Below are 26,019 nucleotides of genomic sequence, written 5' to 3'. Positions count from 1 at the left end.
CACCTGAGAGGGATCAGATGATCAAGCAACGAGGATGGCGCCTGGCCACCGTGGCAGCGCTGATGGCGGTGCCGCTGGCGGCCGTGCCGGCCCAGGCGGCCGACGGAGAGCTCGCGTCCGGCTCCGACTGGAGCGTCTCCCGCACCGCCGGTGGCTACCTGGTCACGGTCGACCTGCCGAAGCGCCTGCCGATGGTCTCGGACGCGCCCACCATCGAGGTCGACGGTGAACCGATCGGCATCGCCACCGAGTCCGCCGACGGCAAGAGCCTGTCGGTCTTCACCGCGGACGCCTCCGTGGTCGACGCGGACGACGTCGAGGCCGGCTGGTTCAGCAAGCCGTCGAACGCCCGCGTGAAGATGGCCACCGTCGACGAGATCGCCCAGGCCGATCCTGAGGCGCTCGACGCGAACCCCGCCTCGCTCGGCAGCTACGCGCACACCGAGGCCGTCTACAACTTCGGCGCGCAGTCGATCCCGCTCGCGGGCATCGGCGGCATCCGCGGCGAGCTGCAGGGCAAGGTCTACCTGCCCAAGACCGGCGGCCCCCGCCCCGTCGTGCTGCTGCTGCACGGCCGCCACACCTCCTGCTCCACCGGCACGGCCAACCCGAACCGCTGGCCCTGTGGACCGAACCAGATCAACATCCCGAGCTTCGCCGGCTACGACGACACGGGCCGCGCGCTGGCCAGCCACGGCTACGCCGTCGTGTCGATCTCGGCCAACGCGATCAACTCCAACGACAACCAGCTCGCGCTGGACCAGGGTGCCCAGGCCCGTGGTCAGCTGCTGCTCGACACCCTCTCGATGCTCAAGAAGGCCAACGAGGGTGCGGCGGTGAGCTACTACGACGCGCAGAAGGAAGCCGACGTCACCCTCGCGCAGGCGCTCGCCGACCAGAGCCCGCTGCCGGGCCTCTCCGAGGGCACCGAGGGCCTGGCCCCGGCCGACCTCGTGGGTCGCTTCGACTTCTCGAACATCGGCATGATGGGCCACTCCCGCGGCGGTGAGGGCGTCACCTCGGCCGCGACCCTGAACCAGGGGCTGGAGAACCCGTGGAACATCACGTCGATCCTGCCGTTGGCGCCGGTCGACTTCGCCCGCATGACGGTGCCGGACGTCGCGATGAACGTGATCCTGCCCTACTGCGACGGTGACGTCTCCAACCAGCAGGGCCAGCACATGCTCGACGACTCGCGCTACGCGTTCGACGACGACGTGCTGCGCAGCGGCGTGTGGATGATGGGTGCGAACCACAACTTCTACAACACCGTCTGGACGCCCGGGAAGTACGCCTACTCGGTCTCCGACGACTGGGGCGCGACCTCCACCGACGCCGTCTGTGGTCCCCGCTCGAGCACGAACATCCGCCTGAGCGCCGACGAGCAGTACGACGCGGGCACGGCCTACATGGCCGGCTGGTTCCGCCTGACCATGGGTGACGAGAAGCAGTTCCTGCCGATGTTCGACGGCTCCGCCTCGGTCCCCGAGGTGCTCGGCTCGGCCGACATCCGCAGCGTCTCCACGGCTCCGGCCTCGGCGCGCAAGACGATCGCGACGTTCGAGAAGGCCAGCTCGCTGGTCAAGGTCCAGGGGGCGGCCACGGCCACCGTCTGCGCCAGCGCCGCCGGCCGCACGACGACGCAGACCCTCCCGGCCTGCCCGTCGACCTCGATCGGCACGAGCGCCCTGCCGCACTGGACGCCCGCGTCCAACGGTGGGAACGTCCCGGCCACCCCGGTCACGAAGTTCTCGTGGACGGGCCTGGGCACCGCCTCGACGCCCAGCGAGGTCCGCGTGAACGTGCCGGCTTCGGCGCGCAACGCCTCCGACCTGGAGCGTCTGTCGGTCAAGATGGCCGCCGACGACACGGTGGCCTCGCGCACTGCTCTGTCGATCACCGTCGTCGACGGCTCGGGCAAGACGTACACGGCCCCGGTCGACGAGCTCAACCCGCTCGCGACCACCCGCCTGCCCGCCTCGACCAGCGCGCTGCTGAAGAAGATCGTCCTGCAGCAGGTCGACCTCCCGGTCGCCACACTGAAGGACGCCGGCCTGAACGTGTCGGACCTGCGTGAGGTCCGCTTCGGCGCCCTCGCCGGTCCGGACGCCCTCGCCGCCGGTGGCGTGTTCCTGTCCGACCTCGCATTCGAGAAGTCGGCGCTCGGCACCCTCGGCAGCAAGACGATGCCGACGATCAACGTCGACGCCCCCGTCGTCGATGAGGGCAACGCGCCGGGCACCGCGGACGTCGCGGTCTACCTCGACCGTGAGGCGTCCGTCCGGGTCACGGGCTACGTGTCGGTCCTCGGCTCGGCCACGGGTCGCGCCGGCATCGCCATGGAGAAGGTCACCTTCGCCCCCGGCGAGACCTGCAAGGTCGTCACGGCGCCGATCCTCGGCGACACCGCGACCAGCACGGCCAACTCCGCGTCGGTGAAGACCTCGGTCATCAACACGCAGGGCGCCGTCATGGGGACCAACGCCCTCGACTGGATGATCGTCCAGGAGGACGACGGCGTCACGGGCTCGGCGACGGCGCTGCCGTCGGCGGGCGTCCAGGGCGACGCGTGCGCCGAGCTGGCCGCCAAGGACGAGGCCGTCGAGGTCTCGGTCGGCGACAGCACGCCGCAGCCCGGCGAGAGCCTCACGGTGACCGCCGGCGGGTTCCGCTCCGGCGAGGGCGTGACGATCACGGTCGACGGCCTCGACCCGGTCGTCACGGCCGCCGACGCCACCGGCGTCGTGACCGCCGCGATCGCCATCCCCGACACCGCGACCCGCGGCGCCGCGACCGTCTCGGTCACGGCCAGCGGCACCGGTCGCACGGGCGAGACCTCGGTCTCGATCCTGGACGCGAGCGCGACGAGCCTGTCGATCTCGCCCGAGGCCCCGGCGATCAACGAGGCCGTCACCCTGACGGCGACCGTCACCGGCGGGGACACCACGGGCACCGTGGAGTTCCTGGACGGCGACACGTCGCTCGGCACCGCCGAGGTCGTGGACGGTTCGGCCACGCTCGAGGTGCCCGGCTTCAAGGCGGGTGCGCACACCCTCGTGGCGCGCTTCGTCGAGACCGGCGTCACCGCGGCTTCGGCCTCCAACCCGGTCGCCTTCACCCTGGTGAAGGGCAAGCCCACGATGGTCATGTCGCTCTCGAGCGCCTCGACCGTCTTCGGGAAGGCCGCGAAGTTGTCGGCGCGGGTCGGCGACGCGGACGGTGGCACGGTCACCTTCCGCTACGGCTCGGTCACCAAGGTGGTCCCCGTGGCCAAGGACGGCTCGGCCGCCCTGACGCTGCCGGCCACCCTGAAGCCCGGTCGCCACACGGTCTCGGCCGCGTACGACGGCACGGACCGCACCGAGGCCAGCGCGAGCATCTCGACGTCGCTGGTCGTGGCCAAGAAGGGCACCTCGGCGTCCGTCTCGGCACCGAAGTCGGTCAAGCCCGGCAAGGCCCTGCGCGGCAAGATCGCCGTCCGCGGCGGTGTGGCCGGCGTGGCCCCCACGGGCACCGCCAAGGTCTACGTCGCGAAGGCCAAGGGCGGCTACAAGCTGGCCAGGACGGTCCGCGTCCCGGCCTCGGGCAAGGTGTCCTACTCGGTGAAGGCGCCCAAGAAGCGCCAGAGCCTGCGGGTCAAGGTCGTCTACTCCGGTGACGTCAACTACGGGTCCAGCAACTCCACCGTCAAGGCGGTGCGCGTGCGCTGATCCCTCACGACGAGGCCCCGGCAGCGATCAGCTGCCGGGGCCTCGTCATGTCCGGGGACGGGATCGAGCGGGCCCACCCACGGGAAACGCCCCGGTCGCCGAGGCGACCGGGGCGTCCTGGGGACCGGCGACTAGCGCAGGACCCGCACCGAGCGCGGCGTGTACTTCACGACCGTCGTGTAGCCCGGCTTCTTGGCCGTGACCTTCACGCGGAGACGCTTGCCGGCGTCGGCCTTCTTGACCTTGTACGACTTCTTCGTCGCACCCGCGATGGGCTTGCCGCCGCGGTACCAGCGGTAGGTCAGCTTGGTGCCCGGGTCCCAGGTGCCCGCGTCGACCTTGAGCGTGCGGCCGACCTTCGGCAGCCCGACCTGGAACGGACGCGGCGAGCGCGTCATCCGGCCCGGAGCGGCCTTGACCGCCTTGCTGACCTTCGCGACCGGCGCCCAGCCGGACTTCGTGCCCGTCACGGCGACGGTGACGACCTTGCCGACGTCCTTCGCGGCGAGGCGGTAGGACGGCTGCGTGGCACCGGCGACGACCTTGCCGCCGACCGACCACTGGTACGCCAGCGCGGTGCCGGCCGGCCACGTGCCGGTCTGCGCCGTCAGAACCGTGCCGACCCGGCCCGCTCCGGTGACCGTCGGGACGGGCGCCGGGGTGAGGGGCTTCAGCGCGACCGCGTGGGTGAGCGTCGGCTCTCCCGTGCCGCCGGCCGTGGCCGGGGCCGCCGAGAGCGCGAGCGTTGCGCCGGACACGGCGTCGACCTCGACCGTGAACGATGCACGCGCCGTCTTCTCGCTCAGGACCCGCGGCACGGACCACGTCAGCGTGGTGCCGTCGAGCTCGAGACCGTCGCCGAGGGTGACGATCGACGCGTCGTCCAGGACATCGGACAGGTCGATCGTCGCCTTCGCGCCGCTCAGCGCGTGGACCGCGCGGTTCGTCGCCGAGACGGTGTAGGTGATCGCGTCACCCGTGTCGACGCTCCCGGGCACCGGGTCCGAGGACAGGCCCACGGCCCAGGCGTCGGGCTGCTCGGCCGTGGCGGTCGAGACGCTGCACGTGCCACAGAACGAACCCAGCGCGGTCGTGCTCGTCGTGATGGCGATCGAGCCGCCGGACGAGCTCTGCTTGACCACGGCGGGGATCGCGATCGTCGCGCTTTGGCCGGCCGGCGTCGCCGGAATCGTCCACGCGAGCTTTCCGCCGAGGTTCTTCACGCCCTCCGGGAGTTCACCGAGTCGAGCGTCGTCGAGCAGGTCGGCGACGTCGATCGTGACGGTCTGGCCACCGAGGGCGACCTTGCCGGTGTTCTGCGCGGTCACCGTGTGGACGACGGTCTCGCCGACGGCCACGGGCCCCTCGGAGTCCGAGGTGACCGAGAGGTTCCACTTCGACGGCCACGCCGGCTTGCTCGTCGCGTACAGCCACGGGTTCATCACCGAGGTGAGGTCCTTGCCTGCGATGCGCTGGGCCAGCTCCATGAAGTCGGCCGTCGAGGCGTTCGAGCCGTTGTTCTCGGCCACCCACGTCCGCAGGATCTCGCGCCACGTCTCGTCACCGACGATCGTGCGCAGCACCTCGTACGTCATGCCGCCGCGCGAGTAGACGTAGTTGAACAGGATCGTCGGGTCCGTGAAGCCGGCCAGCGGATAGCGCCACTGTGCGGCCGTCGCCGAGCTGGTGTTCCACGAGTTGAAGGACGTCGTCTCGGGCACCGCCGTCGCCGCGCCCGTCTCGTAGTTGTAGTACCGCGGCGCCAGATCGCCCGCGCCCTCGTTCAGCCACAGGTCGCTCCAGTCGGTGGGCGAGACGGCGTTGCCGAACCACTGGTGGGCGATCTCGTGGATGAGCGTGTTCTTGCTGACCGAGTTCTGGTAGAACGACCGGTCCTGCGTCTCCAGCGCGTAGCCGACGTTGATCCGGTCGACCACGGCGCCGGTCGCGACACCCGGGTACGGGCCGAAGTTCGACTCCATCCACCGCATGATGTCCTGCGTCTGCGCCAGGCTCGCCAGCGTGGTGTTGCGCTGGCTCGTCGTCATGGCCGCGTCGAGGAAGGTCCAGTCGCGGTACGTACCGCTCTCGAGCTCGATCACGGACTCGCGCACCTCGTACTTGCCGATGGAGACCATCGACAGGTACGGCACCATCTGGTTCGGCTGCTTCCAGTGCCAGGTCTCGAGAGCGCCGTTGCGGGTCTTGGCGTGCAGCGTGCCGTTGCTGGCCGCAGCCATGGACTCGCCGTCCATCTGACGCGGGATCGTCAGCTTGATGTCGTACTTCGCCTTGTCCTTGAGCGAGTTGTTGACCGGGTACCAGGTCATGGCGCCGACCGGCTCGTTCACGGCGGTGGCGCCGTCGTCACCGGCGATCCAGCCCTCGGGCGAGCCGTCCGGATCGATGTGCTTGACCGGGGTTCCGGAGTACTCCACGACCGTGGTGAAGTCGCCCTCGACCGGCTCGGCCGGCGTCACGATGAGCTTGTACTTCGTCACGGCGGGGTCGATGTCGCGCTCCCAGGTCGCCGGGACGCCGTCGACGGTGATCGAGTCGACGGTCAGCCCTTCGAAGTCCAGCGAGAACTCCGACAGCGGCGTCTTCGCCTCGGCGGTGATCTTCGCCGTCGCGTCGATCGTGCTGTCGGTGGCGACGGACGCGCCCGGCGTCCACGCGATGTCGAGGTCGTAGTGCAGGACGTCGTAGCCGCCGTTGCCGACGTGGGGGAACAACGAGTCGCCGGACGTGCGAGCACCCGGGACGGGATCGGCAGCGGAGGCCGTGGCGGTGGTCGTGCCGAGGGCGCCGACGCACAGGGCGCCGCTGAGGACGACGGCGGCGAACGCTCGGGCCGGACGCAGGGAGGGTGGTGAGAGGGACATCACAACTCTTTCGTGGGAGGAGAGGTGCGCTCATCCTGTCCAACTCCCGACCCGCGCGCCACGAATGTCGACAAGTTTCACGAGTTCGCAATATCCGAGGCGGCCGGACGCCCCTGCCTGAGATGCGAGAAGACCCCATTCGTGTTGGCATGGAGGGACGCAGAATCAAGAGGAAGGCTGAAGTCATGGGACTTGATGACAAGTTGAAGAACACCGCTGAGGACCTCAAGGGCAAGGGCAAGGAAGCCACTGGCAAGGCCAGTGACGACAAGAGCCTCGAAGCCGAGGGCAAGGGCGACCAGGCCAAGTCCGACCTCAAGCAGGCCGGCGAGAACGTGAAGGACGCGTTCAAGCACTGAGCACAGACCAATGACGAGGGCCCCGGGAATCATCAGATTCCCGGGGCCCTCGTACGTGGCGCTGGTGCGCTCAGATGGTCGGCGGCACCGTTCCGGTGGCTCCGGCCTCGCCCGTCGGGTACGTGGTGCCGGTCGTCGGCTGTCCCGGCGTCGTGTAGGTGGACGCGGTGTACGTCGGCTCGTCAGCCATCTTGGCCTTGACGAACGCGGCGATGCCCGCGATCCCGGCGGTGAGGAGCCCGACGAAGGCCACCTTCTTCACACCGGCGAAGCGCTGCTTCTTCTTGATGGGCAGCTTGTCGCTGACCTCGTCCGGCAGCTTGTCCACGAGACCGTCGCGCAGGTCGAGCAGCTCGGACTTCTCCGGCAGCTTCTCGAGCAGGTCGTCGCGCAGGGCCAGCCATTCGGCCCGGTCGGGGAGTCGATCGATCAGCTGGTCCTTCAGGTCCCGCAGGTCAGCGCCGTCCGGCAGCTGCTCCACGACGGTGTCCTTCACGCTCTTCTTGCCCTTGCCCACAATGGCTCCTTCGCACAGATGTCGTCGGACCCCCATCGTTGCTCACGACGGAGTCGTACGCACCTCGGAAGAACCTTCGAGCACGACCTCGGCGGCGTCCTTGTCGGGCCGCAGCCCCCGCCAGCTGGCGTGGCGCAGGTGCCCGGCGGGCGACCAGTCGCCGTAGACGACCTCGCCCACGACCTTCGGGGTCACCCAGGTCGCGTCGCGCGCGGCGGCCGACTCGACCTCGTCGACGAACGGCGAGGTCTTGCGGGTCAGCGGGTCCAGCAGCTGGCGCAGCCGCAACCGCTCGGCCTCGGTGAAGCCGGTCCCCACCCGGCCCAGGTACTGCAGTCCGCCCTCGACGGGGACGCCGAGCAGCAGGGAGCCGATGCCGCGGCCGCCCTTGCTGGGACGCCAGCCGCCGATGACGACCTCCTGGGCGTCCTGGTTCTTGATCTTCAGCCAGTCCGTCGACCGGGCCCCGGTCTCGTAGGGAGCCTTGCGCCGCTTGGCGACGACACCCTCCAGCTTGTGGCGGCGGCTGAGCGCGACCGCCTCGTCGAGTGAGCCGCCGTGCGCGGGCGGGACCTGGACCAGGTCGCCGTCGAGGTCGAGATTCTCCAGGGCCTCGCGGCGGTCGTCGTAGGACCGGTCGCGCAGGGACGTCCCGTCGTGCTCGACGAGGTCGAACACGAGCAGCCGCGGGGGCACGGTGCGCCGCAGCCGCTCGACATCGGCGGCCTTGGTGACGCCCATGCGCTGTTGCAGCCGTCCGAAGCTCGGCACGCCCGACGCGTCGAGCGCCACGATCTCGCCGTCGAGCACGGCGTCGAGCCCCAGCTGCGAGAGCTCCTCCACGAGCTCGGGATAGCTGGCGCTGACGTCGTTGTGGTTGCGCGAGAACAGCCGCACCTTCTCGCCGTTGACGACGGCGACGCACCGGATGCCGTCCCACTTCAGCTCGTAGGCCCAGTCGTCGCCCGCGGCGTCACGGGTGCCCGCCAGCACCGCCAGCATCGGCGACACGAACCCCGCGCGCGCGGTCTCCTCGGACTTCTTCGGCGCCCTCCCCTGCTTCGAGGCCGTCTTCGCCTTCTTCGGCGTGGGCTCGTTCTGCTCCTTCATGAGGTGGATCAGCCAGTTCTCACCGGTCTTGATCAGCGCGAGCCGCTTCGATCCGCCGAGCCCGCCGTCGCGGCTGCCGTGCAGCGTCGCGATGACCTCGTGGTCGTTCCACTTCTCCAGGTCGTAGTGACCGTGGTCCCAGATCGTGACGTGCCCGGCGCCGTACTCGCCCTTCGGGATGTCCCCGGCGAACGTGGCGTACTCCAGTGGATGGTCCTCGGTCTGCACCGCCAGGTGGTTGCCCGAGGACGACTCGGGCACGCCCTTGGGCAGCGCCCACGACACCAGGACGCCCTCGCGCTCCAGCCGGAAGTCCCAGTGCAGGCGGCTGGCGTGGTGCTCCTGGATGACGAAGATCGGGTCACCCGTGCGCCCGACGACGACGGAGTCCGGCACCGGCTCGGGCGTCTTCGCGGCGTCACGCATCGAGCGGTAGGTCGCCAGCCGATCGGTCACCGGCGCCGCCAGCGCGGCCATCGGGTCGCCGCGCTCGGCCAGCCGCGCGGGCACCTCGTCGATCGTCAGGTGGCGCAGGTTCTCATCGAGCTCGTCCCACTCGCGGGGCACGGCGACGGTGGGCTCGTCCCGTCCGCGCAGCGAGTACGGCGAGATGGTCGTCTTGGCGCCGTTGTTCTGGCTCCAGTCGACCAGCACCTTGCCCTGGCGCTTGGCCTTGGACATGTCGCTGACGACGAGCTCGGGCATGACCCCCTCGAGCGCCTGCGCGACCTGCTTGGCGAAGGCGTTGACGTAGTCGGAGTCGTGCTGGCCGTCCAACGGCGCGTACAGATGGATGCCCTTGCTGCCGCTGGTGACGGGCACGCACTCGAGACCGACGTCGGCGAGCAGCTCACGGGCTGCGTGGGCGACCTCGACACACTCGGGCAGGCCGACCCCCGGTCCGGGGTCGAGATCGATCACGAGGCGGTCCGGGTTCTGGGCCACCCCGGTGGCGTCGACCCGCCACTGCGGCACGTGCAGCTCGAGCGCGGCCACCTGGCCCGCCCACGCGAGATCGGCGACCGATTCGAAGATCGGATAGGTGTTCGTGTGCGACTTGTGCTTGATCGTGACCCGGCGGATCCAGGACGGCGCCGAGTCGGGCAGGTTCTTCTCGAAGAAGACCTGGGCGTCGTGGCCGGTCCCGTCGACCCAGCGCTTGCGGGTGACCGGACGGCCGGCCAGGTGCGGCAGCAGCCACGGGGCGACCTCGACGTAGTAGGCGATCACCTCGGCCTTCGTCGTCCCGGTCGCGGGATAGATGAGCTTGTCGCTGTTCGTGAGCCGCAGCAGACGCCCGTCGACCGTGACCGTCTGAGGAGCCGACCCCGCCATGACCTGCACCCCCTGCGTCGTACGCTTGACTTTCCACATTCTGAAGGAGCGAGCATGAACGTGCCCGATTTCTTCTCCGAGGTCGCTCTCGATCTGCACCAGCAGCCGACGACGGAGAAGACCGTCGATCTCATCACCGAGTACGCGAAGACCGCTGCGGACTGCAATGACGCGGGAATCATGCTCGTCCACAGCCGCGCTCGCATCGAGACCGCGGCGTCGACCTCATCGCGGGTCGCGCGCTCCCACGAGCTGCAGTTCGAGCTCGACGAGGGTCCGTGCCTCGACGCCATCGAGTCCGGTGGCAGCTTCCTCTCGTCCGACGTCGAGAACGACGACCGGTGGCCCCAGTGGGGTCCCTCCGTGGCCGAGCTCGGCATCCACAGCGCGATGAGCGTCCTGCTGGAGACCCGGGAGCGCCGCTACGGATCGTTGAACCTGTACGCGAATCGACGGAACGCCTTCGATGGCAACGACCTCGCCACCGCGATGATCTTCGCGCGCCATGCGTCGGTCGCGCTGGCGAACGCCCACCAGGAGGCAGGACTGCTCACCGCCATCGACGCCCGCAAGGTGATCGGCCAGGCGCAGGGCATCTTGATGGAGCGATTCGACATCGAGGCGGACCGGGCGTTCGACGTGCTGCGCCGCTACTCGCAGAACCACAACCAGAAGCTGCACTCCGTCGCGAACTGGGTCGTCGAGAACCGCAAGCTGCCGGTGACCGACTTCCCGCACACCGTCAAGGTCGAGCTGCCGGCCATGCCCAACGGCGACATCCAGACGATCTGAGTCAGGCCGAGGACTTCTTCTTCGCCGCCTTCTTCTTCGGCTTCTCGTCGCCCTTGCGGGCCTCGACGCTGCGCCGGAGGGCCTCCATGAGGTCGACGACCTCGCCGCCCTCGTCCTCCTGCTCGCCGAAGGTGGCCTCGCTGTCGATGCCCTCGCCGGCCTTCTGCTTGGCCTCGATCAACGTCTTCAGCTGCTCCTGGTAGTCGTCGGTGAACTGGCTCGCGTCGAAGTCGCCGGCGAGCGACTCGATCAGCTGGCCGGCCATCGCGAGCTCCTTCTGCGTCACCTTCGCGGTGTTCTCCAGGACCGGGAAGTCGGCGGTGCGGACCTCGTCGTCCCACAGCAGCGTCTGCAGGACGAGCACGTTGTCGCGCACCCGCAGGGCCCCGAGCCGGGTGCGCTGGCGCAGGGCGAAGGTGACGACGGCCGTGCGCTCGGTCTCCTCGAGCGCCTGCCGCAGCAGCGAGTACGGCTTGAGCGCCTTCTCCTCCGGCTCGAGGAAGTACGGGTTGCCCAGCCGCAGGACGTCGATCTGGTCGTCGGGCACGAACTCGACGACGTCGATCTCGTGGCTGCGCTCGGCCGGCAGCGACTTGAGGTCCTCGTCGGTCAGGACGATCGTCTTCTCACCGTCGTCGAAGGCCTTGTCGATGTGCTTGTAGGGCACGATCTCCTTGCAGATCTCGCACCGGCGCTCGTAGCGGATGCGTCCGCCGTCCTCGTCGTGGACCTGATGCAGCGACACGTCGTGGCTCTCGGTGGCGGAGTAGACCTTCACCGGCACGTGGACCAGCCCGAAACTGATCGCGCCCTTCCAGATGGCTCGCATCTGGCCAGTATCGGTCCTCAGCGGCGCCAGCGCGAGCGCTTGGACCCGTCGGCCACCGGTCGTTCGATGGGGACGTAGCCCGGCGCGTAGGGCTCCAGGTCCGGAACGCGCTCGTCCAACTGGTCCAGCGCGCGGGGCAGGTCGTCGAACGCCACCCCGGCCAGCTGGTTCGGTGAGAACCGCCACCAGGCCAGCTCCTGCAGCCGCTCGCGGGTCTGCGGATCGACCCGGTCGCGGATCGGGCGGGCGGGCACTCCACCCACGATCGAGTACGGGGCGACGTCGTCGGCCACCACCGCTCCGGCCGCCACGACGGCACCGTCGCCGATCGTGACACCGCGCAGGATCACGACCTTGGCACCGATCCACACGTCGTTGCCGACGACGGACGGCTCGCCGCGGAACGACGGCCGGCCGCCGGCCTCGGGGTCGATCACCTCGGAGCGGTCGGCCGACGGGTGCCACCCCCAGGTCGCCGCCTTGTACTGGAAGGAGTTCACCCCCAGCCAGGTCAGCGGATGTCCGGTCGCCCCGATCAGGACGTCGGGCGCGAACTCGCAGTAGCGACCGATCGTGGCCGACTGTGACTCGATGCCGTGGGCCAGGCTCGTGAACGCGCCGACCCGGGTGACGCCACCGCGGACCAGCAGATCGCCCAGCATCCGGATGGGCGGCTCAGCCAGCAGCTGGGACGACCCGACGACTCGCAATCCCTCGGTTCCGCGCGCGTGCTCGACCACGTGCGCCAGCCTAGGGCGTCGGTGGGCCGGCGACGCGTCGGTGGACCGCGTTACCTCCTCGCAATCCGGACACGGAACAATGACGGCCATGGCGTTTCTGCTGCGCGTCGAGCTTCCTGACGTCCCGGGCTCCCTCGGCGCACTCGCGACGGCTCTCGGTGGCGCCGGAGCCGACATCGAGGCGATCGAGATCGTCGAGCACCGACCCGACGGCGTCGCGGTCGATGACGTGCTCCTCGAACTGCCCCACACGGTCATGCCGGATGCGCTCATCACGGCGTGTCAGGGCCTCGAGGGGGTCCACGTCCACTGGATCAGCCGGTACAACGCGGGGGCCAACCTCAGCATGGACCTCGAGGCCGTCGAGGCGTTCACGAACGAGCCCGATCAGGCCATCGCCCGCCTGATCGAGGTCATCCCGTCGACGTTCCGCACCGACTGGGCGCTCGCGATCACTCCTGGAGAGGACGGCGCGCAGCTGCTGCACGGTTCGTCCGCCGCCCCGATGATCCTTCCCGACTGCGACGCGTGGCTGTCCGTCGAGCACGCGAGCCCGCTGCCGGACGTAGCCGCCTGGGACTCCACGGTCCTGGCGGGGTCGCCGGCCGTGACGCGCTCGGGCGCCCGGTTCTTCGTGGCCGTGGGTCGCCACGGCGGACCCGAGTTCCTCCCCTCGGAGATCGCCCGGATCGGCCACATGGTGTCGCTGGCCGCGTCGGTCCAGACCGACGGCGACTGACCTATTTCTGGTCGGTGACCGGCGTGTGGGCGTGGTGGAAACGGCCCAGCGCGTCCACCTCGGCCTCCATGGCCGGCACCGTCTTGCGGGTCAGCAGCCGCACGTAGGGCGTGGTGGCCGGCGAGTTCACGAACGCCTTGGTCCAGTTCGCCAGCAGCACGGCCTTCGGCACGTAGACCCGGCTCTTGCGCTTCGCCAGGCCGATGAGGATCTTCTCCGCACAGGTCTCAACGTCGGTAGTCGTGTTGGCCGGGTAGGGCAGCTTGGTCCGGATCGCCTTGAAGGACGGCAGGTCGGCCTCGGCGTTGCGAACGATGTCGGTGTCGATCCACGAGGGATGGCACAGGCCGACCTTGATGCCCAGGTGCGCGACCTCCTGCCGCATGGCGATGCCCAGCGCCTCGTTGCCGGCCTTGCTGGCCGCGTAGGCGCTCAGGCCGGCGATGTTGGAGAACGCCGCCAGCGACGAGACCACCAGGAGGTAGCCCTTCGTGCGCTCCAGGTGCGGGATGGCGTACTTGGCCGTGCGGAAGACCCCGTTGAGGTTGACGTCGATGACGCGCTCGAAGGCGGCGTCCTCGATCTGACGCACCGTGCCGTACGACGCGATGCCGGCGTTCGCGACGACGTGGTCGAGGCGGCCGAAGTACGTGGCCGCGGCGTCGATCGCGGCCTTGACCTCCTCGCTGCTGCGGACGTCGGCCTCCCACCAGGCGGCCGACTCGCCCAGCTCGTCGCTGAGCGAGGCCAGCAGATCGGGCTCGAGGCCGACGAGCGCGACGCGCCCGCCATGGGACACGTAGGCGCGGGCGACGGCTGCACCGATGCCGCGAGCCGCCCCGGTGATGAGGGCGACCTTGCCGGCGAAGTGCTGGGGCTTCAGAGAGGACATGGCGTCAAGATACCGCCGGTATGTGGAATGTGTCACCCGCGATGTCACATTCGGTGCCGTTCCCACGCGGATCACGGAGCCCGGTGCTCACGTGACGTACCTCATGGTCAAGGGGGAATCCGGGCGGGCTATCCTCTGCGAGATGAGCACCCCTCCACCCGAGCTCGGCTCGATGCGGATCGGCGTCGTCAAGGAATCCGCCCCCGGTGAGACTCGTGTCGCCGCGACGCCGGCGACCGTGAAGCAGCTGATCGACCTCGGTTATCTCGTCACCGTCGAGCACGGCGCCGGCGAGGCATCGAGCTTCACCGACGCCGCCTACGAGGCCGCCGGCGCGACGATCAGCGACAAGCCCGACACGTGGGCCAGCGACGTGATCTTCAAGGTCAACGCCCCCACCGAGATCGAGATCGCCCTCATGCTCGACGGCGCGACGCTCATCAGCATGATCAGCCCGGGCCTGAACCCGAAGCTGGTCGACACGCTGGCCTCGCGACCCATCACGGTCATGGCGATGGACGCGGTCCCGCGCATCTCCCGTGCCCAGTCGATGGACGTCCTGTCCTCGATGGCCAACATCGCCGGCTACCGCGCCGTCATCGAGGCTGCGCACGAGTTCGGCCGCTTCTTCACCGGCCAGGTCACCGCCGCGGGCAAGGTCCCGCCGGCCAAGGTCCTGGTCGCGGGCGCCGGCGTCGCCGGCCTCGCCGCGATCGGCGCCGCCTCCAGCCTCGGCGCCATCGTGCGCGCCACGGACCCGCGTCCCGAGGTCGCCGACCAGGTCAAGTCGATCGGTGGCGAGTACCTCGAGGTCGTCGTGCCCGACGAGGACAAGGAGGTCTCCTCCGACGGCTATGCCAAGGCCACCAGCGAGGCCTACGACAAGCGCGCCGCCGAGATCTACTCCGAGCAGGCCGCCGACGTCGACATCATCGTCACGACCGCGCTGATCCCGGGCCGCCCCGCGCCCCGCCTGATCACCGCCGCAGACGTGGCCACCATGAAGGCCGGCAGCGTCATCGTCGACATGGCGGCCGCACAGGGTGGCAACGTCGAGGGCTCGGTCGCCGGCCAGAAGGTCGTCACCGACAACGGCGTCACGATCCTGGGCTACACCGACCTGGCCGGGCGCCTGCCCACCCAGGCCTCGCAGCTCTACGGCACCAACCTGGTGAACCTGATGAAGCTGCTGACCCCGGGTAAGGACGGCCAGATCGTCCTGGACTTCGACGACGTCGTCCAGCGCGGCGTCACCGTCGTGCGCGACGGCGAGAAGACGTGGCCCCCGCCGCCGGTCCAGGTGTCGGCCGCGCCGGCCCCCGTGGCCGCCGCCGAGCCGGCTCCGGCTCCCGAGCCCAAGAAGCCCGTCAACCCGGCGGTCAAGGTCGGCGCGATCGCCGTCGGCGTGCTCGCGTTCCTGTGGATCCTGGCCAACGCGCCCGGGCAGCTGCCGCAGCACTTCACCGTGCTCGCGCTGTCGATCGTGATCGGCTATTACGTGATCGGCAACGTCCACCACGCGCTGCACACGCCGTTGATGAGCGTCACCAACGCGATCAGCGGCATCATCGTGGTCGGGGCCATGCTCCAGATCGGCGATTCCGACGCGGTGATCCGCGCCCTGGCCTTCGTCGCCGTGCTCGTCGCCAGCATCAACGTCTTCGGCGGTTTCGCCGTGACCCGACGCATGCTCAGCATGTTCTCGAAGTGAAGGGCTGATCCGTGACTGCCTCCTCCCTGGCCAATGCCGCGTACCTCGTCGCGGCGCTGCTGTTCATCCTCAGCCTCGCCGGCCTGAGCAAGCACGAGACGGCCCGCCGCGGTGTCGCGTTCGGCATCTCGGGCATGGCGATCGCGCTCATCGCGACGTTCATCCTGGTCGTCGACGGTGAGCCCGGCATCGGCCTCGTGCTGCTGATCGTCGCCATGGTCATCGGCGCCGCGATCGGCCTGTGGCGCGCCCGGCTCGTCGAGATGACCGGCATGCCCGAGCTGATCGCCCTGCTGCACTCGTTCGTCGGCCTGGCCGCCGTGCTGGTGGGCTGGAACGGCTACCTCGCGCACGGCGACTTCGCGACCCAGTCCCTCGAGGACATCCACAACGCCGAGATCTTCATCGGCGTGTTCATCGGCGCGGTGACGCTCACCGGATCGATCGTGGCCTTCCTCAAGCTGAGCGCCCGCATGAAGAGCGCCCCGCTGGTGCTGCCGGGCAAGAACTGGATCAACCTCGGCGCGCTGGTGCTGTTCGTCATCCTGACGATCGCGTTCGTCATCAACCCGTCCCTGTGGCTGCTGATCGCCGTCACGATCGTCGCGCTCGCCCTGGGCTGGCACCTCGTGGCCTCGATCGGCGGCGGCGACATGCCGGTCGTCGTGTCGATGCTGAACAGCTACTCCGGTTGGGCCGCGGCCGCGTCGGGCTTCCTGCTCGGCAACGACCTGCTGATCATCACCGGCGCCCTCGTGGGCTCCTCGGGCGCCTACCTGTCGTACATCATGTGCAAGGCGATGAACCGCTCGTTCATCTCCGTGATCGCGGGCGGCTTCGGCATCGAGGCCGGACCGTCGGACGACACCGACTACGGCGAGCACCGCGAGACCACCGCCGAGGCCGTCGCCGAGATGCTGTCGGACGCCAAGTCCGTCGTCATCACGCCCGGCTACGGCATGGCCGTCGCCCAGGCGCAGTACCCGGTCGCGGACCTGACGAGCCGCCTGCGCGAGAAGGGCGTCGACGTCCGCTTCGGCATCCACCCCGTCGCCGGTCGCCTGCCCGGGCACATGAACGTGCTGCTGGCCGAGGCCAAGGTCCCGTACGACATCGTCCTGGAGATGGACGAGATCAACGACGACCTCGCCGACACCGACGTCGTGCTGGTCATCGGCGCGAACGACACGGTCAACCCGGCCGCCTCGGAGGACCCGACCTCGCCCATCGCGGGCATGCCGGTCCTGCACGTCTGGGAGGCCAAGAACGTCATCGTGTTCAAGCGCTCGATGGCCGCCGGCTACGCGGGCGTCCAGAACCCGCTGTTCTTCCGCGAGAACAGCCAGATGCTGTTCGGCGACGCGAAGGACCGGGTCGAGGACATCATCAAGGCCCTCTGAGAACGGCCCGCCCCCGGCGGGCGAGATGTGTAGCGATGCGCACCCTTTCCGAGCGGAAAAGGTGCGCATCGCTGCATTTCAGCTGCTGACGGACTCGATCTCGGCGCGCAGCCAGGACTTCAGGTCGTCGGGAGCGAAGCTGGCGTCGACCGCGGCCGTCGCCAGCGCCCGGAGTCCTGCCTCATCGAGCCCGAGCAGCTCGGCGGCGATCTCGTACTCGGCGTTGAGCGTGGTGCCGAACATCGGCGGGTCGTCGGAGTTGATCGTGACGGTCACCCCGGCCTCGACGAGCGTCGGCAGCGGGTGCTCCTCCAGCGAGGCCACCGAGCGCGTGCGCACGTTCGACGTGGGGCACACCTCCAGCACGATCCCGTCGGCGACGAGGCGCTTCATCAACGCGGGGTCCTGCGCGGCCGCGATGCCGTGACCGATGCGCTCGGCGCCGAGGCCGTCGATGCTGTCCCAGATCGACTGCGGGCCGGTCGACTCGCCGGCGTGCGGCACGCTGTGCAGCCCGGCAGCGCGGGCGGCCGCGAAGTGCGGCGCGAACTGCGGCCGGGGCACGCCGATCTCGGGTCCGCCCAGCCCGAAGCCCACCAGGGCGTCGGGCTGCAGGCGCAGCGCCGTGTCGAGGGTGACGTCGGCCGCCGGCAGCCCGGACTCGCCGGGGATGTCGAAGATCCACTGCAGGGCGGTGCCGAAGTCACGCTCGACGGCGCGCCGGGCGTCCTCGATGGCCTCGACGTAGGCCTCGGCGGCGATCCCCCGCGCGATCGACGTGTACGGCGTCATCGTCAGCTCGGCGTACCGCACGTTCTGGGCCGCGAGGTCACGACCGACCTCGTGGGTGAGGATCCAGATGTCCTCGGGCGTGCGCAGCAGGTCGACGACCGAGAGGTAGACCTCGATGAAGTGCGCGAAGTCCGTGAACGTGAAGTACTCGGCCAGCGCCTCGGGATCGGCCGGCACGGGCGAGTCCGGGTGCCGCGCCGCCAGCCGCGCCACGGTGTCCGGTGCGGCTGAGCCCACGTGGTGGACGTGCAGCTCGGCCTTGGGCAGCGACGCGACGAAGTCCTGCATCAGTCGACGATGCCGTACAGCCGATCCCCGGCGTCGCCCAGCCCCGGCACGATGTAGCCGTTCTCGTCGAGGCGCTCGTCCAGGCCGGCGCTGAAGAGCTGGATCGGCACGTCGATGTGCGCCGTATCCCGCTCGAGCCGCTCGATGCCCTCGGGAGCGGACAGCAGGGTGATCGCGATGATCTCCTTGGCGCCGCGCTGCACGAGGAAGTCGAACGCCATCGCCAGGGTGCCGCCGGTGGCCAGCATGGGATCCAGGACGTAGCACTGGCGGCCGTCGAGGCGATCGGGCAGACGCTCGGTGTAGGTCTCGGCCTGCAGCGTCTCCTCGTTGCGGATCATGCCCAGGAAGCCGACCTCGGCGGTGGGCAGCAGCCGCTGCATGCCCTCGAGCATGCCCAGCCCGGCGCGCAGGATCGGCACGACCAGCGGACCGGGGCTGGTGAGGCGCACACCCTCGGTCGTGACGAGCGGCGTGGTGACCTCGATCGGCTCGACGCTGACCTCGCGCGTGGCCTCGTACGCCAGCAGCGTGACGAGCTCCTCGGTGAGGCGACGGAAGGTCGGGGAGTCGGTTCGCGCATCGCGCAGGACCGAGAGCTTGTGGGAGATGAGGGGGTGGTCGGCGACATGGACACGCATGGGTCGAGGGTAGCGGCCGCGTGCGGACGTCTGTCACCATCGCAGGGTGGCCGAGGACGATGTGGACTTCGTGATCGCCGCGTACCGCGACGACGGGGCGTGGACCGTGGTCGAACTCCCGGCCCGACTGGGCGAGGACTTCGAGGCCTTCTCCGACGCCCTCAACCGGTTCCCCTCCGACGTCGGCGTACTCGGCATGGCGTCGGTCAACGACGACTTCTTCGTGATCGTGCGCCGCAGCGGCGACCACGTGCGCGCCCTGCTCTCGGACGCCACCGCGGCGTGGGACTGGTCGATCGCCGTGGACCTGGCCGAGCTGGTCGACGCGCCCGACGGTGACGAGGAGCCCGTGCCCGTCGGCGATCTCGAGATCGTCAGCGACCTGGGCCTGGCGTCGGTCGAGCTGGGGCTGCTGTGCGACGACGACGACCTGTTCCCCGACGAGGCGCTCGCCTACCTGGCCGACAAGCTCGGCTTCGGCGACCAGTTCGAGGCGATCGTCGGGTGACCTGGGTCCCGTTCATGCAGCGGGCGCTCGAGCTGGCCCGCGAAGCCGCGGCCGGCGGCGACGTCCCCGTGGGTGCGGTCGTGGTGCACGACGGCACGATCATCGGCGAGGGCCGCAACGTGCGCGAGCGCGACGCCGACCCCACCGGTCACGCCGAGGTCGTGGCGCTGCGCGAGGCCGCCCGCCACCTGGGCCGCTGGCGGCTCGACGGCTGCACGCTCGTCGTATCGCTCGAGCCGTGCACGATGTGCGCCGGCGCGCTCGTGGCCGCCCGGGTCGACCGCCTCGTGTTCGGCGCCTGGGACGACAAGGCCGGGGCCGTCGGGTCCCTCTGGGACGTCGTGCGCGACCGGCGCCTCAACCACCGCCCCGAGGTCCTGCCCGAGGTGCTCGCCCCCGAGTCCTCCGTGCTGCTCCGTTCGTTCTTCGGCCGCTGACGGACCGGTCGGAATATCCAGCGCCGCCGTGCGTTCATTAGTTGAATCTTTAACTATATGCTGGGAGACTGGACCCATGAGCAGCATGCAGATCGGCATCTTCACCGTCGGCGACGTCACGACCGACCCCACCAACGGCACGACGCCGAGCGAGCACGAGCGCATCAAGAACACCGTCGCGATCGCGAAGAAGGCCGAGGAGGTGGGCCTGGACGTGTTCGCCACGGGCGAGCACCACAACCCGCCCTTCGTTCCCTCGAGCCCGACCACGACGCTCGCGTACATCGGCGCGCAGACCGAGCGCATCATCCTGTCGACCTCGACCACGCTCATCACCACGAACGACCCGGTGAAGATCGCCGAGGACTACGCCGCGCTGCAGCACCTCGTCGACGGCCGCATGGACCTCATGCTCGGCCGCGGCAACACCGCTCCGGTGTACCCGTGGTTCGGCAAGGACATCAGCAAGGCCGTCGAGCTGACGATCGAGAACTACCAGCTGCTGCGCAAGCTCTGGTCCGAGCCGGTCGTCAACTGGGAGGGCAAGTTCCGCACGCCGCTGCAGGGCTACACCTCGACGCCGGCGCCGCTCGACGGCGTCGCGCCGTTCGTGTGGCACGGCACGATCCGCACGCCCGAGGTGGCCGAGCTGGCCGCGTTCTACGGTGACGGCTACTTCGCCAACAACATCTTCTGGCCGAAGGAGCACTACATCCGGCTGATCAACTTCTACCGGCAGCGCTACGCCCACTACGGGCACGGCACTGCGGAGCAGGCGATCGTCGGTCTCGGCGGCCAGTTCTTCATGCGCAAGAACAGCCAGGACGCGGTCAACGAGTTCCGGCCGTACTTCGACAACGCGCCGGTCTACGGCCACGGTCCGAGCATGGAGGACTTCACCGAGCAGACGCCGCTCACGGTCGGCAGCCCGCAGCAGGTCCTGGAGCGCACGCTGGCGTTCGCGGACTACTTCGGCGACTACCAGCGCCAGCTGTTCCTCGTCGATCACGCGGGCCTGCCGCTCAAGACGGTCCTCGAGCAGCTCGACCTGCTCGGCGAGATCCTGCCCACCATGCGCGCCGAGTTCGATGCGCGGCGTCCGACGAACGTGCCGGACGCTCCCACCCACGCCGCGCGCGTTGCCGCGCGCGACGCCGCCCTGACCGAGGAGGTCTCGGTATGACCAGGATCGTCGCCCTGTCCGCGGGCGTCGGCGAGCCGTCGACCACGCGCCTGTTGGCCGACCGGCTCGCCGCGGCCGCCGGCACCGCGCTCGGTGGCGCGAGCATCGAGGTCGTCAACCTGCGCGAGCTCGCGCACGAGATCACCGACGCGGCCCTCACCGGGTTCGCCGCGCCTCGGCTGCAGCACGTCTACGACCAGGTCGGCGAGGCCGACGCGTTGATCATCGTCGTCCCGACGTTCAAGGCCTCGTACCCCGGCCTGTTCAAGTCGTTCGTCGACGCCCTCGACAACGACGCGCTGATCGGCAAGGTCGTGCTGCTCGCGGCGACGGGCGGCACGGCGCGTCACTCGATGGTGATCGACTTCGCGCTGCGTCCGCTGTTCGCGTACTTGCAGTCGGTCGTCGTGCCGACCGGGGTGTTCGCGAGCCCGCACGACTGGGGCTCCGCGGGCGAGGGCACGCTGCAGAGCCGGATCGAGCGCGCCGCCGGCGAGATGGCGAGCCTGCTCGGCGGTCAGGGATCGGGTCGGTCGAAGGACGACGGGATCGATCTCTTCAGCGAGACGATGCTCTCGATCAGCCAGCCCGACTGACCGGTTCGATCCGTCTGTTCACGGTGCCGCGGCCGTCACGACCGCGGCACCTGTGAGCACGACGGCGACGAGGGCGTGGAGGAGCCGCTGCTCCCAGAGCACGGCGGTGAACTCGCGCAGCACCGCAGCCGCCCACAGCCGCGGGCGGGTCGAGGCGCCGAGGCCGTAACCGGCCAGCCCGACGTCGCGCATCAGCATGGCCGCCCGGAAGGCATGGAAGTCGTTCGTCACGACGGCGAACCGACCGTGCTCGATCCCGTGCTCGGCGGCGATCTCGGCGCTGAACCTCAGGTTCTCGTCCGTCGAGGTCGACCGGTCCTCGCGCCAGACGAGCGAATCGTCGACACCACGACCCAGCAGGTACCGAGCCATCGCCACGGCCTCGGGCACCGTCTCGTCCGGCCCCTGCCCCCCGGAGCAGATCACGTGGGTGTCGCGACCTCGGGACCGCGAGCGGCCCAGCGCGACCAGCGCTCGATCGAGCCGTGACGCCAGCACCTGGCTGACCCGGTCGCCGTGCAGCCCTGCGCCCAACACGATGACGACGTCGACTGGCGGGACCCAGCGGCGCACGACGCGGCCGTACACGGCGCCGTAGCCGACGAAGGCCACGAACAGGGAGGCGACGTAGAACGCCGGCGTGCCCAGCACGAGCAGCCACCCGGCCAGGTCCTCGGCCTGTTCGGCCCGGACCCACTCGAGAGCCGCGCAGTAGCCGAGCGCGACGGCTCCGAGCGCGACGGCGACGCCTCCGACGCGGGAACGGCCCGGCTGGCGCCGCATCGTCAACCCGCCGAGGATCGCGAACATCGCCAGGGCCAGGAGCGCGAGGACGAGCACCACGATCAGGCCGTCCAGACCCGCGAGCGCCACCACCGCGACGCCCCCGGCGAGCAGCGCGAGGACGCCGACCGAGAGGCTCCGCGGCTCACGCCATGCCGCCACCGCGGTTGCCACCACGAGCAGCGCCACGAGCGTCCAGATCACGCCCTGACCCTAGGGCCGAGTCGCCCGTTCCGCCCCGATTGGGTCGCAGCGGGGTGACTGCCGTAAACTCCTCGGCGGTGGCGTGTCCGAGCGGCCTAAGGAGCACGCCTCGAAAGCGTGTGTGGGTTCACGCCCACCGTGGGTTCAAATCCCACCGCCACCGCCAGCAGCACCAGAGCCCCCGTCGAGCGCGAGCCCGGCGGGGGTTCTGTCATTCTCACTCCTGCGTCGCCTGAGTCCCACCAGTCACAGCGTCCGTGGGACGGGCACCTCCGCTCTGGGAAAAACGCCTCCGCGACCACACGGGGCGTGCTTGACTTCCGCGAACTTCAAGCCCTCTCGAGACGGAGCTCTCATGCGCAGCCCCACCCGCCGACTCACCACCCTGCTGGCGTTGGTCGTCGCGTTCGTCCTGCCCACCCAGATGCTCGCCATGACGTCGGCGTCCGCTGCGCCCGTCTCGACGAAGGTCTCGGTGAAGACGAGCGCCCGCACCCTGGCGCCCGGCGCTGTGGTCACGCTCTCGGGCAAGGTCGCGAAGGCGAAGAAGCGCGAGCGCGTGTACGTCCAGCGCAAGGTCGGCAAGAAGTGGCGCGCCGTGAAGTCGGTGCGCACGAACGCCCGCGGCGTCTACCGAGTGAAGTTCAAACCCGCCACCGGCACCCACAGCTACCGTGTGCTGAAGAAGAAGTCGAAGCGCCTCAAGGCGGCGAAGTCGCGCACCGTCAAGCTCACCGTGCGCACCGGACCGCCCACGCGCCTGCGCATCACCTTGACGACGCCCGACGGCCTGCCCGCGCAGGTGCTCGTCAAGGGACCGACGACGACGCGGGCCGTCAAGCCCGCCGTCGGCACCTCGACCACGCGCACGCTCGACGTCAAGCCCGGCACCTACACGCTCACTGCGGTGTCCTCCCTCCGCGAGGGCCGTGACCACCGCCCCACCCGGACCACCACCAAGCTCACCGTGCCGCGCGGCGCCACCGCCGCCTCTGCGTTCGCCTGGAAGGTGGCCCCTCCGGTCGCCGGCCTCGAGGTCACGGACACGACGGCCGATTCGGTCTCGCTGGCCTGGGCCTCGAAGGACGAGACCGAGTACGTGCTCCGCCGCAGCGCCGGCGACCGCGCCCCGGCCACTCGCGACGCCGGCACGGCCGTGTACTCCGGCACCGATCGGTCCGTGACCGATGGCGGCCTGGCATCGGGCACCGACTACAGCTACAGCCTCTTCACCCTCGTCGACGGCGCCTGGCAGGGCCCGGTCTCGGTCACGGCGGGCACCACCCGCGCGGGTACGGGCGCCGACTCCGCCGCGGGCTTCGCACTGGCGCCGCGCGCCGTGCTCGGTGACGCCGGCGACGTGGTCACGCTGCGCTCCGGGCAGGTCTGGGTCCGGTTCGCCGCCTCGCGTCCCGCGCCCGTCCTCGGTGCCGGTGTGGGTCTGCCCGCCTCCGCCGCCGTCCCCGGCGGCTATCTCGGCACGATCGCCGAGATCGATCCCGACGGCCGCACCGTGCGCCTGGCTCCCGCAGGCCTCGCCGACGTGTTCAGCCACTACAGCGCCGAGGGCAGCTACGCATCCGACCCGGTGTCCATGGAGGAGATCACGTACGGCGACTACGTGCCGCCGGCGCCCGAGCCCGGCGAGGAGCCCGCCCCGGCACCGGCCGAGCCGCCCGGCGAGGGGCCGGCAGCCGCCCTGCGGGCCCCGTCCGCTCGCAAGGCTCCCGGGCCGTCGCACCGCGACCTCAAGCCTCCGGCAGCGGTGAAGCGCACGTCCCCGGTCCGCCCGGCAGCCATGCCGAGCAGCGACCTGAAGGACTGCATCAGCTACAACGCCTTGGACCTCAAGGTCGGCATCACCCCGACCTTCGACGCCACCGGCGACTTCGACGTGGACGTGCACAGCAAGACCGTCGGCCTGTGGGACCTGGCCGTCGACGTCCCGCACGCAGCCTCCATCGACGTCTCCTCAGCCCTCACCGTCGGCGGCCTGGTGGACGTCGACGTGGCCAAGGAGCTCTCGTGCCTGCTCGGCATGGACGACTTCTACCGCCAGATCGTCGCCTACCCGGTCCCGATGGGGATCAAGTACTCCGGCGGCCTCGAGATCTCGGCCCAGGGCAAGCTCTCGCTCCACGACTGGGGCTTCGACGCGACTGCAGGCTTCAAGGCTCACGCCCGCATCGGCACGGAGCCGGACTTCGGCTCCGAGCCCATCCACGAGGGAAACATGTACGCGCCCGACGTCGCGGGTGAGATCGGCCTCGAGGTCGCGGTCGTCGGTGAGTTCACCCTCGGCCCGGCTGCGGGAACCGCCGATGCCGGCGTCATCGCGGGGGCCGGCGGTCGGCTCGCCCTCCTGAAGGGTGCCGTGTCCGGGCAGTTCGGCGATCCGGCGCGGGGCCAGGAGCGCTGCCTGGAGTTCACGCTCGGGGGCGAGGGCGCGGTGAGCCTGGACGCCTCGGCGTGGCTCGGCCCGCTGGAGGCGAGCGCCTCATGGGAGGTCCTGGGTGGCGAGTGGGACTACATCGACCCGCTGCGGTGGCCCGAGCGCTGCATCATGGACTCCGAGCTCGGCGACGGCGACATACGTGCGACGCTGCGGTGGAGCAACGGCACGGACTACGACCTGCACGTGACCGATCCAGCCGGGGAGACCGTCTACTACCGGGCACCGACGTCGGCCTCGGGCGGCGAGCTCGACCACGACATCATCCCGGGCTGCTCGCAGGAGACCGCAGACGGCAGCTACATCGAGAACATCAACTGGGACGACGGGGAAGCGCCCTCGGGCACCTACCATGTGCGTGTCGACGAGTACGCGGGCTGCGGCACAGGATCGCGCACGTGGTCGCTCGAGGTCTACGTCAAGGGACGGCGGGTCCTGTTCGAGTCGGGTGCCGGCTCGAGCCAGACCTACTCGTTCGAGGTCGCGCCGCGCGGTTGAGCGCGGCGGGGAGGAGGTGCGCGTGGCCGAGGACTATCTCCGTGAGGCGGTCAGGCGCGACCCGCGCACCGTCCCCGGCTTCACGCGCGCCGTCGAGCTCGGGCTGACTCCTCAGATCCCGGCCGAGCCCCCGACGCCCGTGACGTCGAACTCGCGCCACCTCCTGCTCGCCATCGCCGGCACGTCATTCGGCCTGCTCCTCGTGGTGCTCCTGCTCGCGAACGGCACGCAGGCGCCCCCGTGGCTCCTGGGGGTCGTCTCGGCCGTCGTGTTCGCGGTCGTCGTCGCCATGTTCGTCCGGCTCCGTCGGATCATGTGGGACGAGATCATGGCCGGCTACTGCCGCACCGACTACATGGTCGCCCTGTTCAGCCGTGACCCCGAGTACCGGTTCCCGGCCAACCGCATGCGGGGTGCGCCGTGGGACCTTCGCGGGCTGTGGCGCCTGGCCGACGACGGCTCCGTCGTCGTCGAGCCCGACCGATCAGTGCTGCCGCCCGGGCGCTATCCCTCCCCGAACCGGCCGGGCCAGCTGGAGCTCTGGACGGGAAGCGCGTGGGCCTACCGGTACGAGGAGCCCCGCGTCCCGTTCCTGTGAGCTCCGTTCAAACGCTCGCC

Annotated in this window: 21 protein-coding genes and 1 tRNA gene; 13 read left to right on the top strand and 9 right to left on the bottom strand. The window is 70.1% G+C overall.

Translation table 11 applies throughout. The features are described from left to right. Positions 1 to 17: 17 nt before the first annotated feature. On the top strand, positions 18 to 3,710 hold the full coding sequence (locus NP095_RS00835) for an Ig-like domain repeat protein (protein ID WP_232418130.1): 3,693 nt from the start codon (positions 18 to 20) through the stop codon (positions 3,708 to 3,710). A gap of 131 nt (positions 3,711 to 3,841) precedes the next feature. Here NP095_RS00835 and NP095_RS00830 read toward each other — a convergent pair whose 3' ends face one another. After that, complete coding sequence (locus tag NP095_RS00830) at positions 3,842 to 6,595, bottom strand: M1 family metallopeptidase (protein ID WP_232418131.1); 2,754 nt, start codon at positions 6,593 to 6,595, stop codon at positions 3,842 to 3,844. Between the two features lie 185 nt (positions 6,596 to 6,780). On the opposite strand from NP095_RS00830, the gene NP095_RS00825 reads away from it, so the two are divergent. Next, complete coding sequence (locus NP095_RS00825) at positions 6,781 to 6,954, top strand: CsbD family protein (RefSeq protein ID WP_232418132.1); 174 nt, start codon at positions 6,781 to 6,783, stop codon at positions 6,952 to 6,954. Between the two features lie 70 nt (positions 6,955 to 7,024). On the opposite strand, the gene NP095_RS00820 is transcribed toward NP095_RS00825, so the two are convergent. Both NP095_RS00820 and NP095_RS00815 read right to left on the bottom strand, forming a co-directional pair. After that, positions 7,025 to 7,471 (bottom strand): hypothetical protein, encoded by a 447-nt coding sequence (locus tag NP095_RS00820; RefSeq protein WP_232418133.1) that lies wholly within the window; start codon positions 7,469 to 7,471, stop codon positions 7,025 to 7,027. A 42-nt stretch (positions 7,472 to 7,513) separates the two neighbouring features. Further along, a complete protein-coding gene (locus NP095_RS00815) occupies positions 7,514 to 9,916 on the bottom strand; it encodes an ATP-dependent DNA ligase (protein WP_256766103.1) in 2,403 nt (800 codons plus the stop codon). 54 nt (positions 9,917 to 9,970) lie between these two features. On the opposite strand from NP095_RS00815, the gene NP095_RS00810 reads away from it, so the two are divergent. Then, positions 9,971 to 10,708, top strand: a complete 738-nt coding sequence (locus NP095_RS00810; RefSeq protein WP_232418135.1) for a GAF and ANTAR domain-containing protein — start codon at positions 9,971 to 9,973, stop codon at positions 10,706 to 10,708. A gap of 1 nt (position 10,709) precedes the next feature. Here the strand turns inward: NP095_RS00810 and ku are convergent, their stop codons facing one another. Together ku and NP095_RS15230 are read right to left on the bottom strand one after the other, a co-directional pair. Then, positions 10,710 to 11,537: a non-homologous end joining protein Ku gene (gene ku / locus NP095_RS00805; protein WP_232418136.1), complete on the bottom strand. Its 828-nt coding sequence runs from the start codon at positions 11,535 to 11,537 to the stop codon at positions 10,710 to 10,712. A gap of 17 nt (positions 11,538 to 11,554) precedes the next feature. Beyond that, the gene (locus tag NP095_RS15230; protein ID WP_306173271.1) at positions 11,555 to 12,277 is read right to left on the bottom strand and encodes a DapH/DapD/GlmU-related protein; all 723 of its coding nucleotides are present in this window, start codon (positions 12,275 to 12,277) and stop codon (positions 11,555 to 11,557) included. A gap of 97 nt (positions 12,278 to 12,374) precedes the next feature. On the opposite strand from NP095_RS15230, the gene NP095_RS00795 reads away from it, so the two are divergent. Further along, positions 12,375 to 13,016: an ACT domain-containing protein gene (locus NP095_RS00795; RefSeq protein ID WP_429726114.1), complete on the top strand. Its 642-nt coding sequence runs from the start codon at positions 12,375 to 12,377 to the stop codon at positions 13,014 to 13,016. A 1-nt stretch (position 13,017) separates the two neighbouring features. On the opposite strand, the gene NP095_RS00790 is transcribed toward NP095_RS00795, so the two are convergent. After that, entirely contained in the window at positions 13,018 to 13,908 is an 891-nt protein-coding gene (locus NP095_RS00790; RefSeq protein WP_232418138.1) for an SDR family oxidoreductase, read from the bottom strand. A gap of 172 nt (positions 13,909 to 14,080) precedes the next feature. Here NP095_RS00790 and NP095_RS00785 point away from each other — a divergent pair, with 172 nt between their 5' ends. Both NP095_RS00785 and pntB read left to right on the top strand, forming a co-directional pair. After that, a complete protein-coding gene (locus NP095_RS00785) occupies positions 14,081 to 15,619 on the top strand; it encodes a Re/Si-specific NAD(P)(+) transhydrogenase subunit alpha (RefSeq protein WP_232418568.1) in 1,539 nt (512 codons plus the stop codon). An 11-nt stretch (positions 15,620 to 15,630) separates the two neighbouring features. Continuing rightward, positions 15,631 to 17,019: a Re/Si-specific NAD(P)(+) transhydrogenase subunit beta gene (gene pntB, locus NP095_RS00780; protein ID WP_232418139.1), complete on the top strand. Its 1,389-nt coding sequence runs from the start codon at positions 15,631 to 15,633 to the stop codon at positions 17,017 to 17,019. 78 nt (positions 17,020 to 17,097) lie between these two features. Here the strand turns inward: pntB and NP095_RS00775 are convergent, their stop codons facing one another. Together NP095_RS00775 and upp are read right to left on the bottom strand one after the other, a co-directional pair. Then, a complete protein-coding gene (locus NP095_RS00775) occupies positions 17,098 to 18,099 on the bottom strand; it encodes an adenosine deaminase (protein WP_232418140.1) in 1,002 nt (333 codons plus the stop codon). After that, the gene (gene upp / locus NP095_RS00770) at positions 18,099 to 18,740 is read right to left on the bottom strand and encodes a uracil phosphoribosyltransferase (RefSeq protein WP_232418141.1); all 642 of its coding nucleotides are present in this window, start codon (positions 18,738 to 18,740) and stop codon (positions 18,099 to 18,101) included. The genes NP095_RS00775 and upp overlap by 1 nt, the downstream gene beginning before the upstream one ends. Positions 18,741 to 18,786: 46 nt before the next feature. On the opposite strand from upp, the gene NP095_RS00765 reads away from it, so the two are divergent. From NP095_RS00765 to NP095_RS00750, 4 genes are all read left to right on the top strand, one after another. Continuing rightward, complete coding sequence (locus NP095_RS00765) at positions 18,787 to 19,248, top strand: tRNA adenosine deaminase-associated protein (RefSeq protein ID WP_232418142.1); 462 nt, start codon at positions 18,787 to 18,789, stop codon at positions 19,246 to 19,248. Between the two features lie 14 nt (positions 19,249 to 19,262). Continuing rightward, positions 19,263 to 19,685 (top strand): tRNA adenosine(34) deaminase TadA, encoded by a 423-nt coding sequence (tadA, locus tag NP095_RS00760; RefSeq protein WP_232418570.1) that lies wholly within the window; start codon positions 19,263 to 19,265, stop codon positions 19,683 to 19,685. 85 nt (positions 19,686 to 19,770) lie between these two features. Then, positions 19,771 to 20,868 carry an LLM class flavin-dependent oxidoreductase gene (locus NP095_RS00755; RefSeq protein WP_232418571.1) on the top strand — a complete coding sequence of 366 codons (1,098 nt, stop codon included), beginning with the start codon at positions 19,771 to 19,773 and terminating at the stop codon, positions 20,866 to 20,868. Then, entirely contained in the window at positions 20,865 to 21,464 is a 600-nt protein-coding gene (locus NP095_RS00750) for a CE1759 family FMN reductase (RefSeq protein ID WP_232418143.1), read from the top strand. Before NP095_RS00755 ends, NP095_RS00750 begins: the two co-directional genes overlap by 4 nt. An 18-nt stretch (positions 21,465 to 21,482) precedes the next feature. On the opposite strand, the gene NP095_RS00745 is transcribed toward NP095_RS00750, so the two are convergent. Next, complete coding sequence (locus NP095_RS00745; RefSeq protein ID WP_232418144.1) at positions 21,483 to 22,451, bottom strand: YdcF family protein; 969 nt, start codon at positions 22,449 to 22,451, stop codon at positions 21,483 to 21,485. Positions 22,452 to 22,527: 76 nt separating this feature from the next. Between NP095_RS00745 and NP095_RS00740 the strand changes: the two genes are divergently transcribed. The 3 genes from NP095_RS00740 to NP095_RS00730 all read left to right on the top strand — a co-directional run bounded on the left by NP095_RS00740 (position 22,528) and on the right by NP095_RS00730 (position 25,999). Next, a tRNA-Ser gene (locus tag NP095_RS00740) sits at positions 22,528 to 22,617 on the top strand. 189 nt (positions 22,618 to 22,806) lie between these two features. Then, positions 22,807 to 25,401: a hypothetical protein gene (locus NP095_RS00735; protein WP_232418145.1), complete on the top strand. Its 2,595-nt coding sequence runs from the start codon at positions 22,807 to 22,809 to the stop codon at positions 25,399 to 25,401. Between the two features lie 22 nt (positions 25,402 to 25,423). After that, positions 25,424 to 25,999 carry a hypothetical protein gene (locus NP095_RS00730; RefSeq protein ID WP_232418146.1) on the top strand — a complete coding sequence of 192 codons (576 nt, stop codon included), beginning with the start codon at positions 25,424 to 25,426 and terminating at the stop codon, positions 25,997 to 25,999. Positions 26,000 to 26,019: the final 20 nt, after the last annotated feature.

Origin of the sequence: Aeromicrobium duanguangcaii, assembly GCF_024508295.1 — a bacterium.
Lineage (GTDB): Bacteria > Actinomycetota > Actinomycetes > Propionibacteriales > Nocardioidaceae > Aeromicrobium > Aeromicrobium duanguangcaii.
The sequence above is the reverse complement of the archived record's forward strand: the minus strand, read 5'-3'. Positions and strand labels throughout refer to the sequence as shown.

Coding starts and splice junctions, on each gene's coding strand:
- NP095_RS00835 (WP_232418130.1), top strand. CDS start 18: ATGATCAAGCAACGAGGATGGCGCCTGGCCACCGTGGCAGCGCTGATG.
- NP095_RS00830 (WP_232418131.1), bottom strand. CDS start 6,595: ATGTCCCTCTCACCACCCTCCCTGCGTCCGGCCCGAGCGTTCGCCGCC.
- NP095_RS00825 (WP_232418132.1), top strand. CDS start 6,781: ATGGGACTTGATGACAAGTTGAAGAACACCGCTGAGGACCTCAAGGGC.
- NP095_RS00815 (WP_256766103.1), bottom strand. CDS start 9,916: ATGGCGGGGTCGGCTCCTCAGACGGTCACGGTCGACGGGCGTCTGCTG.
- NP095_RS00810 (WP_232418135.1), top strand. CDS start 9,971: ATGAACGTGCCCGATTTCTTCTCCGAGGTCGCTCTCGATCTGCACCAG.
- ku (WP_232418136.1), bottom strand. CDS start 11,537: ATGCGAGCCATCTGGAAGGGCGCGATCAGTTTCGGGCTGGTCCACGTG.
- NP095_RS00790 (WP_232418138.1), bottom strand. CDS start 13,908: ATGTCCTCTCTGAAGCCCCAGCACTTCGCCGGCAAGGTCGCCCTCATC.
- NP095_RS00785 (WP_232418568.1), top strand. CDS start 14,081: ATGCGGATCGGCGTCGTCAAGGAATCCGCCCCCGGTGAGACTCGTGTC.
- NP095_RS00775 (WP_232418140.1), bottom strand. CDS start 18,099: ATGCAGGACTTCGTCGCGTCGCTGCCCAAGGCCGAGCTGCACGTCCAC.
- upp (WP_232418141.1), bottom strand. CDS start 18,740: ATGCGTGTCCATGTCGCCGACCACCCCCTCATCTCCCACAAGCTCTCG.
- tadA (WP_232418570.1), top strand. CDS start 19,263: ATGCAGCGGGCGCTCGAGCTGGCCCGCGAAGCCGCGGCCGGCGGCGAC.
- NP095_RS00755 (WP_232418571.1), top strand. CDS start 19,771: ATGCAGATCGGCATCTTCACCGTCGGCGACGTCACGACCGACCCCACC.
- NP095_RS00750 (WP_232418143.1), top strand. CDS start 20,865: ATGACCAGGATCGTCGCCCTGTCCGCGGGCGTCGGCGAGCCGTCGACC.
- NP095_RS00735 (WP_232418145.1), top strand. CDS start 22,807: ATGCGCAGCCCCACCCGCCGACTCACCACCCTGCTGGCGTTGGTCGTC.